Origin of the sequence: Microcoleus sp. T3_B1 (genome assembly GCF_036700445.1) — a bacterium.
Taxonomy (GTDB): domain Bacteria; phylum Cyanobacteriota; class Cyanobacteriia; order Cyanobacteriales; family Microcoleaceae; genus Microcoleus.
Window position 1 is genome coordinate 215863 of the sequence record NZ_JAUBOX010000002.1, and the last position, 15749, is coordinate 231611.

The 15749-nt window shown below is 46.0% G+C and carries 14 protein-coding genes; 11 read left to right on the forward strand and 3 right to left on the reverse strand.

Translation table 11 applies throughout. The annotated features are described in order from the left end of the window. The first annotated feature begins 218 nt into the window (after positions 1-218). The gene (locus QT990_RS02240) at positions 219-1634 is read left to right on the forward strand and encodes a lipid-A-disaccharide synthase-related protein (RefSeq protein WP_333464867.1); all 1416 of its coding nucleotides are present in this window, start codon (positions 219-221) and stop codon (positions 1632-1634) included. A 766-nt stretch (positions 1635-2400) separates the two neighbouring features. On the opposite strand, the gene QT990_RS02245 is transcribed toward QT990_RS02240, so the two are convergent. Together QT990_RS02245 and QT990_RS02250 are read right to left on the reverse strand one after the other, a co-directional pair. Next, positions 2401-3192, reverse strand: a complete 792-nt coding sequence (locus QT990_RS02245) for a 2-phosphosulfolactate phosphatase family protein (RefSeq protein WP_333143719.1) — start codon at positions 3190-3192, stop codon at positions 2401-2403. Continuing rightward, the gene (locus tag QT990_RS02250; RefSeq protein WP_333409050.1) at positions 3189-3326 is read right to left on the reverse strand and encodes a hypothetical protein; all 138 of its coding nucleotides are present in this window, start codon (positions 3324-3326) and stop codon (positions 3189-3191) included. The genes QT990_RS02245 and QT990_RS02250 overlap by 4 nt, the downstream gene beginning before the upstream one ends. Positions 3327-3330: 4 nt before the next feature. Here QT990_RS02250 and QT990_RS02255 point away from each other — a divergent pair, with 4 nt between their 5' ends. After that, positions 3331-4224, forward strand: coding sequence for an EI24 domain-containing protein (locus tag QT990_RS02255; protein WP_333143717.1), 894 nt, complete (start codon positions 3331-3333; stop codon positions 4222-4224). A gap of 3 nt (positions 4225-4227) precedes the next feature. Here QT990_RS02255 and QT990_RS02260 read toward each other — a convergent pair whose 3' ends face one another. Next, entirely contained in the window at positions 4228-4482 is a 255-nt protein-coding gene (locus QT990_RS02260; RefSeq protein ID WP_333143716.1) for a hypothetical protein, read from the reverse strand. A 475-nt stretch (positions 4483-4957) separates the two neighbouring features. On the opposite strand from QT990_RS02260, the gene QT990_RS02265 reads away from it, so the two are divergent. From QT990_RS02265 to QT990_RS02305, 9 genes are all read left to right on the forward strand, one after another. Next, entirely contained in the window at positions 4958-5692 is a 735-nt protein-coding gene (locus QT990_RS02265; protein ID WP_333464868.1) for a DUF7873 family protein, read from the forward strand. Positions 5693-6510: 818 nt separating this feature from the next. Beyond that, the gene (locus QT990_RS02270) at positions 6511-7521 is read left to right on the forward strand and encodes a tyrosine-type recombinase/integrase (RefSeq protein ID WP_333143714.1); all 1011 of its coding nucleotides are present in this window, start codon (positions 6511-6513) and stop codon (positions 7519-7521) included. A gap of 404 nt (positions 7522-7925) precedes the next feature. Then, positions 7926-9092, forward strand: coding sequence for a DUF3854 domain-containing protein (locus tag QT990_RS02275; protein WP_333409053.1), 1167 nt, complete (start codon positions 7926-7928; stop codon positions 9090-9092). A 75-nt stretch (positions 9093-9167) separates the two neighbouring features. Next, on the forward strand, positions 9168-11150 hold the full coding sequence (locus QT990_RS02280) for a DUF5906 domain-containing protein (protein WP_333307908.1): 1983 nt from the start codon (positions 9168-9170) through the stop codon (positions 11148-11150). Between the two features lie 102 nt (positions 11151-11252). Further along, positions 11253-11744 (forward strand): helix-turn-helix domain-containing protein, encoded by a 492-nt coding sequence (locus QT990_RS02285; protein ID WP_333464869.1) that lies wholly within the window; start codon positions 11253-11255, stop codon positions 11742-11744. After that, complete coding sequence (locus QT990_RS02290; RefSeq protein WP_333464870.1) at positions 11737-12378, forward strand: transposase; 642 nt, start codon at positions 11737-11739, stop codon at positions 12376-12378. The genes QT990_RS02285 and QT990_RS02290 overlap by 8 nt, the downstream gene beginning before the upstream one ends. Positions 12379-12606: 228 nt before the next feature. Continuing rightward, positions 12607-12879, forward strand: coding sequence for a hypothetical protein (locus QT990_RS02295; RefSeq protein WP_333146652.1), 273 nt, complete (start codon positions 12607-12609; stop codon positions 12877-12879). 375 nt (positions 12880-13254) lie between these two features. Further along, positions 13255-13851 (forward strand): DUF3177 family protein, encoded by a 597-nt coding sequence (locus QT990_RS02300; RefSeq protein ID WP_333464871.1) that lies wholly within the window; start codon positions 13255-13257, stop codon positions 13849-13851. A 391-nt stretch (positions 13852-14242) separates the two neighbouring features. Beyond that, positions 14243-15697, forward strand: coding sequence for a hypothetical protein (locus QT990_RS02305; protein ID WP_333146656.1), 1455 nt, complete (start codon positions 14243-14245; stop codon positions 15695-15697). Positions 15698-15749: the final 52 nt, after the last annotated feature.

Sequence of the window (15749 nt, forward strand, 5' to 3'; positions counted from 1 at the left end):
ACAAGTTATTTTACCGCTTCAGAAGTTGTATCCCAGAGTCCGAGCAACTGCTGTTAAATGCCAGATATCTTTGGGTAAACCAGAGATTTTGAGTAGCGCCGGATCGGGTTCGATCCTACCGTGTTTTGTACTCTTTCAAACAAGATTTTTCTGGTAAACTAAAGTGGAAAGTTGCTTTCCATCCCTAGACTGAAGTCCCAGGGTTTGCCGGCTATTTTTTGACAAGAGAGTTTTTGAGAGAGTTGGGATTGAAATTACTTTGCCTCAGTAACGGCCACGGAGAAGACGCGATCGCCCTTCGCATCTTGCAGGAACTGCAACAGCACCCGCATCCGCCAGAATTAGCCGTGTTTCCGCTAGTGGGTGAAGGGCAAGCTTTCGCTCAACTAGAAAACGCCCGCATCATCGGCCCGGTGCAGCGGATGCCTTCGGGCGGCTTTATTTACATGGACGGGAGAGAATTTTTGCGCGATGTCAAAGGCGGCCTGCTTCAGTTGACAATCGCTCAGTTGAAAGCCATCCGCGCTTGGGTGCGAGCCCAAAAACAGTCTGGGAATCAAGACAGCGTTATTTTAGCCTGCGGGGATATTGTACCGCTGCTGTTTGCTTGGCTCAGCGGCGCCCCCTATGCCTTTGTCGGTACTGCCAAGTCCGAGTATTATTTGCGGGACGAGGACGGGCCTCTGGCTCGCAAATCCAGGGTCTTTGGTGGGTGGGGTTGGTCGCGATCGATTTATTTCCCTTGGGAGCGCTGGTTGATGACTCGATCGCGCTGTCGAGCCGTTTTTGCCAGGGACGCGCTGACCGCCGAGACTTTACAAAAGCTGGGAATTCCCGCTTACAATCTCGGAAATCCGATGATGGACGGACTCGAACCGGAAAACCCAGCCGGTTTTTACGGGCCTGACGCAGAGTTTCGGGAAATCGAGCGATCGCTCATCATCACCTTACTCCCCGGTTCTAGAGCGCCGGAAGCCTATGCTAATTGGCTGCTAATAGTAGAGGCTGTAGCCGGAATTTTATCGCTGTTTGCCGATCGCAAATTGTTATTTTTCGGAGCCATTTCTCCAGAGTTAAACTTAGAAGCTTTGCGACCGAGTTTAGATTTTTTCGGCTGGCGACAAGACGGCGAAATTAGAACGCAGCGGCGTGAAGGAAGTATTTTGCGACCTCCTGTTTCTAGTGCTCAAGAAATTCGGAAAGAATCTCCTAATTTGCTATTGCCCTTGACATTTGTGCAGAGAAACGCCACGATGATTTTGACTCAGCAAAGTTTTAACGATTGTTTGTACGAAGCCGATTTAGCAATAGCAATGGCCGGAACGGCTACAGAACAATTTGTAGGTTTAGGAAAACCGGCGATCGCCATTCCCGGAAACGGCCCGCAATTTACTCCCGCCTTTGCAGAAGCTCAAAGTCGCCTGTTAGGCCCGTCATTAATTTTAGTCAAACATCCCGCCGAAGTTGCCGGCGCCGTGCAGTCTTTGCTCCGCGACCCCGACAGGTTGCAGCTAATCGCTGAAAATGGCTGGCGGCGCATGGGAGAACCCGGTGCTGCAGCCAGAATTGCCGAGTGTTTAATTCAGCGGTTCGGCGGTGAATCCAGCAATTCTCAATTGCCTCCAATAGACTAGGGAAAAAACAATGTTTTGTCCCTACCAAGTATGTTTAATTCTACTTTCTGTGAACAAACCTGACGGTCAACTGAGTACAGTTAGACCGCAGGCTTCTTTTTCCTTTTTTTTCTCATGCTTTTTATAGTGAGGTAGTTCCACCCCCACTTGCTAATATAGTATCAGAGTATTTCCAGAGCATCTTGGGGTATAAAAGAATAATTGTCGGTTTCGGTACCTACACCCGACGAGCCTTTCATCACGCGGGCGTAATTCCCAACGGGGTACGGGGCGCTGCGCTCAGATTAATCCCCTCTAAATATACGCCCGGGACTTCCCGGCAGGTAGTTAAAAAAAATCTTGTTCGCTAATATCATGTCCGATGGATCGCCCATAATACATAAGCCGGGGCGGGTTTGTGAGATTGTCCGTTTTTGGCCAATATTATTGGTGAACCCGCCCCTACAGGAATCCGGGTAATCGACCGGACATGATATAACTACTAACTTCCGTTGTATGTATAGCAATCCTAAATCATTTGTAAAAATATGTAGGGGTAGTGCTACCCCTACTCCCCGTGCCTACCCCAGCCAAGGCGGGGCAACCGGGCGTGGGTTTGCCCCTACAAGAATTACACGAATCATTTAGGATTGCTATAGTGAGGAATGCAAGTCCTCTGATTTTTATGAGGACTTGCATTCCAATACTGCCAACCAATTTTATTGTGGTTGTTCGAGTAGGGTGTGCTGGGCCGCGCACCTTACTAATACACCACTGGAATAAAAATTTAATTCGCCGTTTGTTCCGAAGATTGATCCCAGAAATTAGCTTGAGGAATTTTAAAATCCGACTTAACCAAAACTCCCGGTTCTCGCTGCACTGGCAGCACATCTAAAGTATCCGTTTGCGCGCAATATTTTAAATCTTCAATAACACCTAAACCGAGGAGGCGCTGGCCGTGGCTGGCTCTTTCCAACAATTCGTGCAACCTATCTTGCCAGTGCAAATAAAGAGCAATAGCCCCAAATACTTCATCGTTACCAGCAAAATCGCTCGCAGGAATACCGCTTTCTGCTAGGAGACTTTGGGCGATCGCACCAGCACAAACCGTATCTTCCAACGAATAACTCCCTTCCCAACCAGAACCCACAATCCAAATAGTTTCCGGCCGTTTATTTAACAAAAACTGCACCACAGATTTGCGGTTAATCAAAGCCGCCGTTAACACAGTTGCAGCAGCTTGCACTCGCTGCAGAGCCCGAGTACCGTTAGTTGTGCTGATAAAAATTCTCTTCCCAGTCACCTTTTCTGGCGTGCAGTCGAAGGGGGAATTCCCCATGTCAAATCCGTCAACTTTGCCGCCGCCGCGCTCTCCAGCGCGAATCCGCTTATCTGCAGGCCATTTTTCGCTCTCGGCCATCAGCTTATCTAAGTCGCTGAAAACTTGGACAGCTTCCGCCCCATTATTCAGGGCTGTTGCCATTGTCGTAGTCGCCCGCAGCACATCAACTGCGATCGCGCAAGCCGGCATTTTGTCGGCTGGCGTAAGTTCCGGGGTATGGTAAATAAAAAGCTTCACTTTTGGGCTACCTGCGATAAATCCTCATCAGCAATAATAATAGAATTTGTACCCTGAGCGTAGTCGAAGGGCTTTCTTCCTTCTTCCTTCTTCCTTCTTCCTTCTTCCTGCTTCCTTCTTCCTTCTTCCTTCACCTATATGTCAAAACAGCTAAATTCAAACCCCGCCCACGCCGCCATTACCGCACCAATTCGACTCCTGGCAGGCTTCACCTATCCTTTGCGAGCTTTCACGCTGATTTTGCAAACTCCCAAGCTGTGGAGTTATGTATTAGTTCCCGTGGTGCTAAATTTTATAATTGGTATTGGTCTTTATTTAAGCTTGCTATTTCCCAGTTTGGCAGGGATAGACGTTTTAGTTGCCGATTTATCCGTCCGATTTAACGCTCTAATTGCGAGTTTTCCCGCTTGGCTGAGCTTTCTCGGTGTGTTAACAGTTGCTTTCGGCTGGCTGCTGCGCTTACTCCTAGTGTCAGGACTTTTGCTGATAATTGGATTTTTGTTAGTGCAGTTTGGCGTGATTTTAGGTTCGCCGTGGTACGGCAAACTTTCCGAACAATTGGAACTGCTGCGGAACGGTCAATTGCCCGCAGAAGCACCAATGAATCTGGCGAGTAGTTTTGGGGATATTCAAAGGGCGATCGCCTTTGAACTGCGAAAACTACAAATTTTGTTGAGCGTCGGTATACCCCTGCTGCTGCTAAATTTTATCCCTGGTGTCGGCTCTATTCTTAGCAGTTTGGGTGGCGTAGCTTTGGGCGCGACTATTGTCTGTTTGGACTTTTTAGATGCACCTTTGGAGAGACGGAGGCGACCTTTTCAGGAGAAGTTGGAGATAATTTGGGCGAGTTTGCCGGCCAGCGGGAGTTTTGGTTTGGTTTGTTTGGGTTTGGTGAGCATTCCGCTGTTGAATCTGTTGGCGATTCCGCTGTGCGTGACGGCGGGAACTTTGTTTTTTTGCGATCGCATTTGGCCGGCCCGCTTTGCCCCAGAAGAAACTCATAGCGATCGAGAAACTAACATTACAACTTAAAAACTAGGGAGATGCTTCTTCCTTCGGCTGACTCTGGGAGTTAATACCCCAAAACGGGCTTAACAACAGCCAGCTAATGAAGAAAAAGGATGCTGTAAATAGCTGGACAATATCGATCGCCGACAAATATCCGTCAGATAATAGTGCAATAGTTCTATCTGTCAGCCCGAATATCCAAGAGAGAATCCCAAACAGCCAAATGCCTTTTTGGAGCATGGGCAAAAATGCTGAAACTTCGGAGTTTTGCTGCTTCTTCATTGATTTAGCCCTTGTTTGCGAAGAATCTGATTAACGGGGGCACCCCAAGGGCTTAAGGATTTTTGGTGTCTCCTCGGATTCCCTTTGTTATCTATATGTTAAGAAATGTTTCCCGATCTGACAACGCGCCCTGGGAGGGATTTCCGCATCTATCTCAAGAGGTAGCCCCAGCGCTAAAAAAGAGTGATATTTGCTACACTTTGGTAGCCACGCTAGAGATTTTGCCGAGTTTTTGAGGGGTAAATTGCTGAGTACGGTAGTGGCAGGCTCTCTTGGCACCGCGCCTAGAAAAGAAAGCTTGTAATTTATTTTGAAGTGTGTCATACTACATAACGAGCAAGTTTGGTTCAAGAACGATCGTGAGGTTTGTACTGAGGAGGGAAAGTTATCAAAGCCCTAAAAGCCACAGGACAAACAATTCGATTATCAGTATTAACCAGGCTTGATATGAGTTCAGCGTCAATAAAATCGAACAATGCCACGCTTAAATCAGATTATTGCGATCGAAAAAGGCATCAAAAGCCGCTCCGTCCAAGAACTAGCAGAAGCTCAAAAAGCGCTCCAGAAGCCCGCTGTGCTTTCTGGAATCTCCCGCACTTACCGTCCCAAAGACGAAGAAGGCGAACAACTGCCGCCAGAGTCCAAAAAAGTTGAAGTCAAAGCAGAAGAGATTATCCGCAAAACGACTGAAGTTTTGACCAAACTCTTCGACGTAACCGCAACCAAAGATTGGACAAATTGTAGCGCTCGTGCTGACGTAACTGTAGACGGAAACGTGCTTTTGAGCCAAGTTCCTGTCAGCTATTTGCTATTCATTGAAAAGCAGTTAGCAGATTTGCAAACATTCATCAAAAAACTTCCAGTCTTAGATGCTTCCGAGACGTGGAACTTTGATGCTTCGGCAGACTGTTGGGCAACTGAACCGGTGCAAACTCTCAAGACTTTTAAAACTCCGCGCAATCACGTTAAAGCTGAAGCTACCGAACACCACCTGGCGCAAGTCGATGTTTATTACGAAGATATTACGATCGGCTATTGGCGGACTGTCAAGTTTTCTGGAGCTTTGCCTGCTGCGCGGCGGATCAATGAGTTGCTGCAAAGGGTGGAAATCTTGCAGCAAGCTGTTATGTTCGCCCGCGAAGAAGCTAACAATTCTGAAGTTGAGGAACAGAGAGTGGGAGAGCGAATTTTTCAGTTTATTTTCCGCTAAGTGCTTGCTTTTTTGATAGTTATGCTTTAAGATATAAACAGAGTACAAGTTCAAACTCAAACTTCAACTTAAACCGTACAAATGTGATAGTGCAGGTTCGACTCCTGTCCCTTCTACCCAAAATAGGGGGGTAGCCCAATTGGCAGAGGCAGCATTGCGTACAAATTCAACAGCAAGTTATCGGGAAATTGGCTTTAAAACCCCGTCCTTCTAGGACGGCTTGAATTCCTTAAACCCATTCCAAAAATTTAGGGAATTGCTGGTTTTTGTGGTTGACTATAAAAGTCAAGGTTAAACTCGAAACGCCCTCGTGAAACAGGGACTCAGACACACTTTTAGGCGTAAACCGGGGGACAAAGAGCGGCGAAAACTCGCCATACAGCTAGGGGCTTAATACAGCCTCATAACCAGAAAAACAAACAATTCACTTTTTGTTAGGTAGGGTAGGGCATACCCGAACTCGCTTGTCAATATCCTAGTACGCTTTTGGAGATAGACCCTAGGCGGGTGACTGCGAATCAGGCTCGTTAATGGGTAGGATTTCTACGGTTAAAAGGTCTGAGTATTGCCGCAAGGACGTAGCACTTAAAGGTCAGTCGCTGAATTAAGAATCCCCACACCTTTAGGTTGGGGAGTGTCAATACTCTAAACTCAGCATTCACCGCCGATCACAAAAACGAATGTCAGGAAAAAATAACATCATCGAGGTTGCTGGCTCATATCCAGCCCCCTCTACCAAACGCAGGGGGGTAGCTCAATCGGTAGAGCGCGATGCTATTAATCTTAAATCCTTGACTTAAATGTGATAGCGTGCGTAAATGGGCGGTAAATATAAACCCAGTAGTAAGGTCAGAACTGCTGGAACCTACACAAATACTTTAAAAGGACTGTTGTGGAATAACCATTGTCAATGTTTCGATAAAGTTCAAGATGGCATTTATTTGATGCCTATATCTGCTTTGTGTACGGAAATACTACTTACCCATCCTGTAAGTAAACGTACAAAAGATAAACTTTTAACGGCTCTCTCCGAGGCTTTCGATCGTTTACAGTCTCAAGGGAAAACAAAACTTACGGTCAATCCGTTTGCCAATGGCAGTAAAGGTGCAGAGAACAAAACTGAAAAGTATAAATCAACAGTTGACGTTGATGGTACTATCCGTCCGTGGTATGAGATACAGGATTTAGAATCTAACCCTAATGAACGTGATAGACGTGCTTTCACTAAGGAAGAGCGAGACATTATTATCAAGGCTTTTTATGAATCTGCTACTCCTAGTTTTTCTCATGCAGCCCCTCTAATTGAATTTTTGTTTTTAACTGGATGCCGTAGCGGGGAAGCTTTCGCGTTGACTTGGAATAACATCAAATTTGAAAGTAATCAAATTGTGATTTACAAGTCTTACGCTACCAGTATTAAAGGGGTTAAGGCTACCAAAAATAATGACGCTCGATTGTTTGTCATGTATCCAAAATTACGTGAACTGTTGTTGAGCCTAAAAACTAAAAATACTAAGATGAGCGATTTAGTTTTTAGGCAAATGAATGGCAACCCATATAATACAGATGGCTTAGGGCGTGTTTGGATGCACAACGCATCACCAAACAGTAGTCAACATTACTACCCTGGTGTTGTTACTCAATTGGTCAATTCGGGACTCATTAGCTGCTATTTGAGTCCCTACCATACAAGGCATACATTTATAACCTTGCAAGCTCGTGCGGGCGTTGATTTGACTTTGTTGGCAAGTATATGTAGCACGGGTGTCGATAAAATCCATCAACATTACTTAGAACACGATAAGTCGGCTACACCGTTAAACATCTAACCTACCGCCCCTACTGACCGCCCCCTAAAAAGGGCGGTTTTTTATTGGCGATCGCACGGAACGGAAAAAGGAAACCCTTGCTCGAACTATCTGCATAGTGTGACTGAGAGTAGGGGAGCTTGCCTCTGTATCTGCTTACATTTCTTGGCGTAGCCGCCTACAGTTGGCGGCTACTATTCAAAATAGAGATGAATAGGCAGTGAACCTAATATCAAATATTCACTTGTGTCACGTGAGTGACGGTAAGTAGTCCCGTTCTGTTGGCAACAAAACTTAACAGTTGCAGTATTGACACTTTAGCCTGAATACTGCGATCGTCAAAAGTAAGAGAAAGCAACACAGCCACCGGGTTGGCCCCGATGACTGCTGTTTTCTCAATTGTGTCACCAATTGAGAACTTTATTATGTCACAACAGTCCGCTTCGCGCGCCCCACGATCGACTTGTCTTAACTATTCGTGGGATAAGCCCCTTGCACTCCGTTGGTATCGAGATGCCGTGTTTGATGGTATCCGCCACACCGAGGCTTTTGCCTGCATTGATATCGGTACTGGCGTTAAGCCGTGGTTGCACTACTACCAGGCTCCCGTGCTATTACCGGAACAGGTAGATGCCCTTTATGGCGTTGAGCCAAAAACTACCGATCGCCTAATCCGCAACTTTGAACCACAACTGGTAGGGGATGGCTTGTTCAGTTGTCCCGAAACCTTCATTGAACACTCGGAACCCGTACTCGGTATCTGCTGGATCGGTAAACCCCACCTCAACTACCTGTTGCCCCCACGGGCCGTACTTAAGCTGGCCTGTTGGATGCCAGCAACTACCGAGGTGCTGCGGGTACTAACGTGCCTCGAAGCGATCGCAAAAAAGGCATATGAGCCACTACCGGAACCGGTGAGGATGACGCAACACTACAAGGTAGTCGAACGGCGAACCGCCCCAAAGGATAAATTGGTAATGGTACAAGAAGCGCAAGAGCTAGGGCTTTACGCTTACGCCAAACACTTTGGGGACTTGAAGTCGGGCATCACCTACAGTCGGTTGCTTACCCACTACGAACGGGGTGGACAGTTCCCTAAAGGTGAATATGATGCTTTCCTTGCCAAGCATCCAGAAATCGAAACGTACTGGACTGATTTAGAAGCCCTTAAAGCCCGATGCTTCACCATTAACGGCAAACCGTACCTCCTCATTACCGAGGGGTGCATAAAGGCAATAAAAGGCTGTATGTGGGATATCCCTACGGTAGCGGTAATGGGAGTTGACATAGCCCTAACACCAGCGGCAAAGGGTACACCCGACTTGATACCAGGGCTGAAACGATTAGCTGAAGCGGGTCTTAACTTTATCATCGCTTACGATTCCGATCCACCTGAGAAGGTGGAAACCGTAAAAAATGTCCGCCGTGCCGAAAAAACCCTCACTAAACACCTGAAAGCCTATGGCTGCGAGGTACTATCGGTTACAGGCAATTGGAACCACGAGGACGGCAAGGGGATGGATGATTTCATCAATAATCAAGGGATTGAGGCCTTCAGGGCGGTGTTGATGAAAGCTAGCAATGTAGTTTAATCGCTTGACACAAGTGACACCAGCTCGACAACTCGGAGTAAAAAAACACCGACACCGCGCGAGATTGCAGCACAACTGGCCGAAGAATATCGCCCCCAGTGGAAATACCACGAAGAACAGCAAACATGGCGGGGATGGACTGGCAAGTGTTGGGAAAAGATAAAACCAGGGCCGTTTAAAAGCCTGATTGTCACTACGTTGGACGCAAAGGGCGTAAACTACAGCGGGATTGAGTACGTTAATAACGTCATTGAGATGCTCAAGTGTTACCTGCGAGAGGTTTACTGGCAAACATGGGATAAGTCCCGATACATCAATTTCGAGAATTGCGTACTCGACGGCGATACCCTTGGAACCTTGCCACACTCACCCGGCATGGGGTTTACTTCCTATTTACCCTTTCCCTACCAGCCACTAACAGGCGATCTAAGTGACCCCTTGGAAGCACTACGGGTGAACTGCCCTAGTATCCACAAATTTTTCCGGACGGCGATGCAGGGTGACGCCAAGAAAATATTCAAGCTACTGGCAATCATCAATAGTTGTCTCCGGTTTAGCTTTCACGGATATCAGCAGTTTGTTCACTTTATCGGGGTTCCTGGTTCCGGCAAGGGTACTTGCGCTCGGTTAATAGAGAAGGTAGTAGGGAAGGATAATACCCAACCTTGCAGTCTTGACAGCCTAAAAGACGGCTCAACTATTGCCAGCATTATTGACAAGCAATTAGTAGTTTTTGGCGATGAACGTAAACCCGTGGGAGTTGATAGCATTCTCCGGCTAACTGGTGGGGATAGCGTCAACTACCGGGAAGTGTACCAGCCAGTGGCAAGCGCACACTTTTATGGACTACTCCTTATCTGTAGCAATGACCCTATCTTCATGGGAAATACCACCGGGCTAGAGCGGCGCTTGTGTCTGGTTAATTTTGAAAACGCCATTCCCAAACACTTGCGGAATTCAGAGATGGAAGCCAGCTTCGATCCGGAAATAGGGGCGCTAATCGCGATCGCACTTTCACTCCCCAGTAGTGAGGTAAAGCAGGCAATTCAGGGTATCGGTGATGCTGAGATTGCAGATTTCAAGGCTGCTGAATGGGATATGAAAGTACGGATGGATAGCTTGGCCGCGTTCTTCGAGATGGAGCTAATTGTTGAGGACGGCGCACAAACCCGTGCGGGCGATCTGTTTGACAGTTATAAAGATTTTTGTGAGGAAATTAAAAAACCTGCGATGAGCCTGACAACTTTTTCGCCGGGTCTAGAGAAACTTTGCACTGAACTGCACCTGCCAGTCGTTCGCGATCGGAGCGGTCGTCACGTTACTTTTGTCGGTTTAAGGTTGAGGGGTAAAAATGATTATCACCCTACTTACTCCCAACAACTAGCACCGCTTTGCAGGACTTCTGACAGCACTAGCAGCACTTCTGCAGGACTTGTTGCAGGACTTCCGCCCATACAGGATATAGATTTGCAGGACTTGCAGGACTTACCTCCAAACATTTTGGGAAATTGTGAAAACACCGAGAAAAAGCAAGGTGAACCGGAAAGTCAAAACCAGGACAACCAGGAAAAAGTAGAAGTAAAGAAAGTTACCCCTTTAAGTCCTGCAAGTCCTGCAAACCCTATACAAGACAAGGATTTAAGTCCTGCATCAAGTCCTGCATCAAGTCCTGCAAACCCCCCCCAAAGTCCTGCAACCGCACAAAGTAAATTTCGTGGCGAAAAACTAGCAGACCAGATGCGAGAGGCAATAGCTAAAGGCAGCCGGGAAGATGCAAAAGAAGTTATGGAGCGTGTCGCTGCGTCGGGGCTGCAAGTAAGGGGCTTTTTTGCTAAAGCTTTTACTAAGGAGGAAAGTCTCAATATCCGTCTCTTAAGGGATTTTGACCTGACTAAAGGCACATCGGTTCAATATGTCGGGGCTAAGTTTGCGGAACAGTATAAAGGGGTCGTGCTAACAGTTGAGGGAGCTAACGCCCAGAACGAACTTTGTTGCTCCCTCCCGGATAGTGGCGGATACACAACTTGGTTGAAGCCGGAGGACTTACGCAAGCTCTAGTACAGCTCGGCGTAAGTACACAGACTATATTTGTGGTAGAAGAACATAGTTAGCTGAGACCCGTTTAGGTGGGTGATCGAGGAGTCAGAGATGGCCTTATTAATGCCTAAAATATTAAATTTAAGCGATGGCGAGCGTCATCAACTTCAGAAGTTGATCGACAAACACAAAACGCCCCAACAGCTAGTGCTACGAGCCAAAATAATTCTCATGGCATCAGATGGTCAAAACCATCGTGAAATAGCCCGAAGCCTAGAGATTAACCGACAGATGGCTCGCTTATGGCGAAACCGATGGTTGGAAAGCGAGGGAAAAGACTTATCGATTTTGCAAAGATTGCAAGATCAAGAGCGTGTTGGCGCACCAGTAAAATTTACCATGGAACAAGTAACTGAGTTATTTGCACTTGCCTGTTCCTCACCGTCCGATTATGGACGACCAATAAGTCACTGGACAGCTAGAGAACTGGCGGAGGAAATCATGTTTCAAGGCATTATTGAAAGTATATCATTCCGCCATGTTGGCAGATTATTAGAAGAAGCAGAAATTAAACCACACGCCTCGCGCTACTGGTTAACCCCCCCCTGTGGATGAAGAATTTGATGCAAAAGTTAAAGATATTACAGGCTTATATCTGACTGCGATTGAACGCAGTCAAAATGGAGAACACACTATATCGGTTGATGAGATGACAGGAATTCAAGCCATTGAGCGTCTCGAAAAAGACTTACCAATGCGACCAGGGAAAGTTGCAAGAAGAGAGTTTGAATATATTCGTCATGGTACGCAGACCTTGATCGCTAATTTCAATATTGCGAATGGTAAGATAATCGAGCCAACTTGCGGAGATTCGAGAAAAGAATCCGATTTTGTACTGAATATTCGTCACATCATTGAAACTGACCCCGATGCCCAAAAATGGCATCTGATTATGGATTGTCTGAATACTCACCAATCTGAATCATTGGTGCGTTTGGTCGCCGAAAAAGAAGGCTTAGATATCGACCTCGGTATTAAGGGAAAAAGCGGCATACTTCAATCCATGAAATCTCGTGCTGTTTTTTTAAGTGACCCAACACATCAAATTGTTTTCCACTACACGCCAAAACATTCTTCGTGGCTTAATCAAATAGAGATTTGGTTCAGCATTTTAGTGCGGAAATTACTCAAGCATAGCAAGTTTCACCAGTCAGTACGATCTGAAAAATCGCATCCTCAATTTTATTAACTACTTTAATCAAACAATGGCAAAGCCTTTTAAGTGGACATATAAGGGTAAAGTCTTGGCGGTATAATAGTCTGTGTATTTACGCCGAGCTGTACTAGTAGTTTTTGGTTTTGGCTCCCTAAAGTCTAACTTTCTCCCTCTAGTCACTTGTGTCACGTGACTAAATACTTGACAGAACTAAAGCATTCGTGTCAACCTGTTAATAGTAAATCACCTGACACAAGTGAAATGACTAAAAACATTAATGACGCTAGCCTAGCCAACCTCAAGCACTATGAGGGTAAATGGGAACACGGGAAAACCCGCACTATCCGAGTACCGATCGCCCTAGCAGATCGGGTGCTGACTATAGCTCGACAGCTAGATAATGGAGAATCATTTTACACAAGTGATTTACCTGATGCTGCTGTCTTACTCAACCAATTGAAAGCTAAGCGCAAAAAGTCTAAATGCGACCTAGCGGACGTAGAAGCGATTTTGGATATGCTGGGTGACTTCTAGCATGAAGACTGCCTTAACCAAGCGAACGACTGGCACGGGGAGTGCGATCGCATCACTCACGCTATGTGTATGTTGTGATTGTAGGTTTTTGGGTTCTGACCGGGACGGGATAGCATTCTAAAGCAGTAGCCGCCAACTGTAGGCGGCTACTTTAGGAAATACACACAAAAGCACTACCTCACCCGTGTATCCTAAGCCGATCGCAAATATCGCTAAGGGGTAGGCTAGAAGATTGATAGAAGAGCTTGCTTGTAAGTGACTATCGGATAAGGGACACTGGGACAGGTGAACAGCCAAAAATGAGGCCCAAAAAGCCCCTAAAATGGCTGTTTTGCTAGAGTGTTGATAGAAATCAGGTACTTAAAGGCTGAAAGTATGGAAAAAACGTTATTAACCTTAGTCTGGATGGATTACCGGTTGTCTGTGTTATTAACAATTTCGATCCCGCTGGTAGTGCTGATTTGGGCTGTTGTGGCAAAAGCTGAGCCGATCGTCCGTTTGTCAATTATTTATTGGCGGGTGGCGAGTTTGCTGGCAATTACACTTTACCTGATGATGGCTGCGCTGCCTGTGAGCTTTGTGTCGTCGGTGATTGCCAGGGCCTTAATTCCTGCTAGTCTGTGGTTTTGGGAGGATTTAAACGAAGAAATTGCCGATCGACCGCAGTCGCCCATGAAACTGGCTTTTACAGCTTGGCGGTGGGCGATTACTGTTTACAGCGGTTTGGGCGCTCTAGCTCAACTTTTCTTCTTAAGCTGTGCCTTTAAATCTCAAATTCAGATAATTGATGAACCTTTTTGCCGCGTTTGGTTAGATCCACCTTGGCTGTACAAACAAATGTTTCACCCTACGGCAAACCCTCAATTTTTGGGATTGTTGGGTATGATCGGTTTAGCAATTTATGTACTTTACTTGTCATATTTTGTGCTAATTAGACTAGGAAAACAGGGGAGGTCAGCTACCGGAAATTAAGTTTATTTGAAGTTAGTATTTCCCTCCTAAATTGCAGCTAAAGTATTTCACAAAAAGCTCATAAATCCCAAATAAAAACAGCCGGGGCGCATCTAGGACAATCAAAGTACAGCATATTCCAGGTTTGTGAAGTACACCTCAGAAACCGGGTTTCTTTACAGTTCTAGCCTTTAAACTGATTCTGTTCAAGAAACCCGGTTTCTCTGTACTACACATATATGGAATATGCTGTAACAGCAGGTTGGCTGACGTGACCAGCCCAAAAACGGATACAAGCCGTGGACTCCAGTCGTGGATATCTAAAAATTTTAGACGAAGGTTCCAGCTTCCAGATTCATCTGTGGAGTAAATCTAAAGTCTAAAATTTAAAATCTAAAATCGACTGACAGCAATGTTATTGGGAAAGACTGTGATGGATAGCAAACAAGCCTACTTACAGTGCTTAGAAAGGCTGATTTGGGCGATCGATCGCCTGGAAGCAAAAGTCGAACCAAGTGAACTCGCTCGGATTGCCGAACTGATTGTTCAGCCGATGATGGGGCCCTGGCGGTTTTTTCACACTCCCGAACATATTTTTGATGTGGGGGGAGATGAAGACGCGATCGAGGTTTTGGCAGCTTTATTTCACGATACCGTCTACGTGCAAGTCGATCGCAGCATTAACTTTAACGTCAGCTACTACATCACTCCTGTTGCAAAAGAGGTTAACAAACAACTACAAATTCGAGATCGATCTGAACTGCCGGCGGATGCTATTTTCGAGATGGTAATGCTGGTATTCAATTTTGTACCGGGCGAAGTCCTCAATCCTTTCTCCGGACAAAACGAATTTCTCAGCGCTGTGGTAGCAGCAAAAGCTCTAGAACCCTTTCTCAAACGCGAGCAATTGCTTCAAATTGCAGGCTGCATTGAAGCAACAATTCCTTTTCGCGTCGCCGATTCTGGAGTAACGGTAAGCCAGCGCCTTTATGAGCGATTGCAAGCCATAAATAGCCTGTTTAACCTTAGTTTGACTGACGATGAAATGCGGGAAACGGTCAAAAAAGCTGTGCGAATCTCTAACCGGGATGTGATGAGTTTTGCTCACCATAGTTCAGCCCATTTTTTGGCAAATACCTGGAATTTACTGCCGGAAACCAATCACAATCTCATCTCCTGCGGTTTTTACACGGTTCGCGACTACCGAGTTGCTTTGGTGAAGATGGAAGGTTTTCTCAATTATCTCAAGCCAGAGATGATTTTCCGGCAGTTTGAAGGATATCCAGACGATCGCACCTATCAGCGCTGGGAAACTACTGCTAAGTACAATCTCGAAATTGCGAAGCTTTATTTGGGGTGCAAACTGGCTGCCCTAGCCCTGCTAGAAGCTCTTTCTTCGGATGTGGGGATTGAGGTTTCTCTGGCGATGATGACGGGAGGAATTCCGGATCGAGCTCCTAACTGCGTGCGCCTGGAAAGCTTTTTTCCCGAAATAGAGAAACCTTATAAACCTAAAATTAGTTTAGAAGCGGAAGTATTGAATTTATTAGAAAATGGGCGGGCTAAAAGCACTTCTAATACGGATTTGGAGAGTTCGCCCCTGACAACGTTTGTGGTAAAAATTGTTGGCTTTGACGAAATGCGCTATCAGTGCGATCGAGCTAAGGAATTTTTTCGAGAAAATCTCAACGCCGACGACTTTATTTCCGACTTTAACCCGATAGTTACAGAAATTGTCATAGATTCAATTCTCAAGTTGTTTGACAGCCGGAAATCTACTATCTACCGATACTACGATATCACTTCTAAGTTAAAGTCGCAACCCCAGAGCAATTTTCCCGATCGCCCTTTTCGCTCACATGGTTAACGAGCTTTAAATACAGTATTTTTGCCTCCTCTAGATAAAAAACTATTACTCA

What these genes read in the sequence shown, in the direction of transcription:
- QT990_RS02255 (WP_333143717.1), top strand. Translation starts at nt 3,331, where the DNA reads ATGTCAAAACAGCTAAATTCAAACCCCGCCCACGCCGCCATTACCGCA.
- QT990_RS02260 (WP_333143716.1), bottom strand. Translation starts at nt 4,482, where the DNA reads ATGAAGAAGCAGCAAAACTCCGAAGTTTCAGCATTTTTGCCCATGCTC.
- QT990_RS02265 (WP_333464868.1), top strand. Translation starts at nt 4,958, where the DNA reads ATGCCACGCTTAAATCAGATTATTGCGATCGAAAAAGGCATCAAAAGC.
- QT990_RS02270 (WP_333143714.1), top strand. Translation starts at nt 6,511, where the DNA reads ATGGGCGGTAAATATAAACCCAGTAGTAAGGTCAGAACTGCTGGAACC.
- QT990_RS02275 (WP_333409053.1), top strand. Translation starts at nt 7,926, where the DNA reads ATGTCACAACAGTCCGCTTCGCGCGCCCCACGATCGACTTGTCTTAAC.
- QT990_RS02285 (WP_333464869.1), top strand. Translation starts at nt 11,253, where the DNA reads ATGCCTAAAATATTAAATTTAAGCGATGGCGAGCGTCATCAACTTCAG.
- QT990_RS02295 (WP_333146652.1), top strand. Translation starts at nt 12,607, where the DNA reads ATGACTAAAAACATTAATGACGCTAGCCTAGCCAACCTCAAGCACTAT.
- QT990_RS02300 (WP_333464871.1), top strand. Translation starts at nt 13,255, where the DNA reads ATGGAAAAAACGTTATTAACCTTAGTCTGGATGGATTACCGGTTGTCT.
- QT990_RS02305 (WP_333146656.1), top strand. Translation starts at nt 14,243, where the DNA reads ATGTTATTGGGAAAGACTGTGATGGATAGCAAACAAGCCTACTTACAG.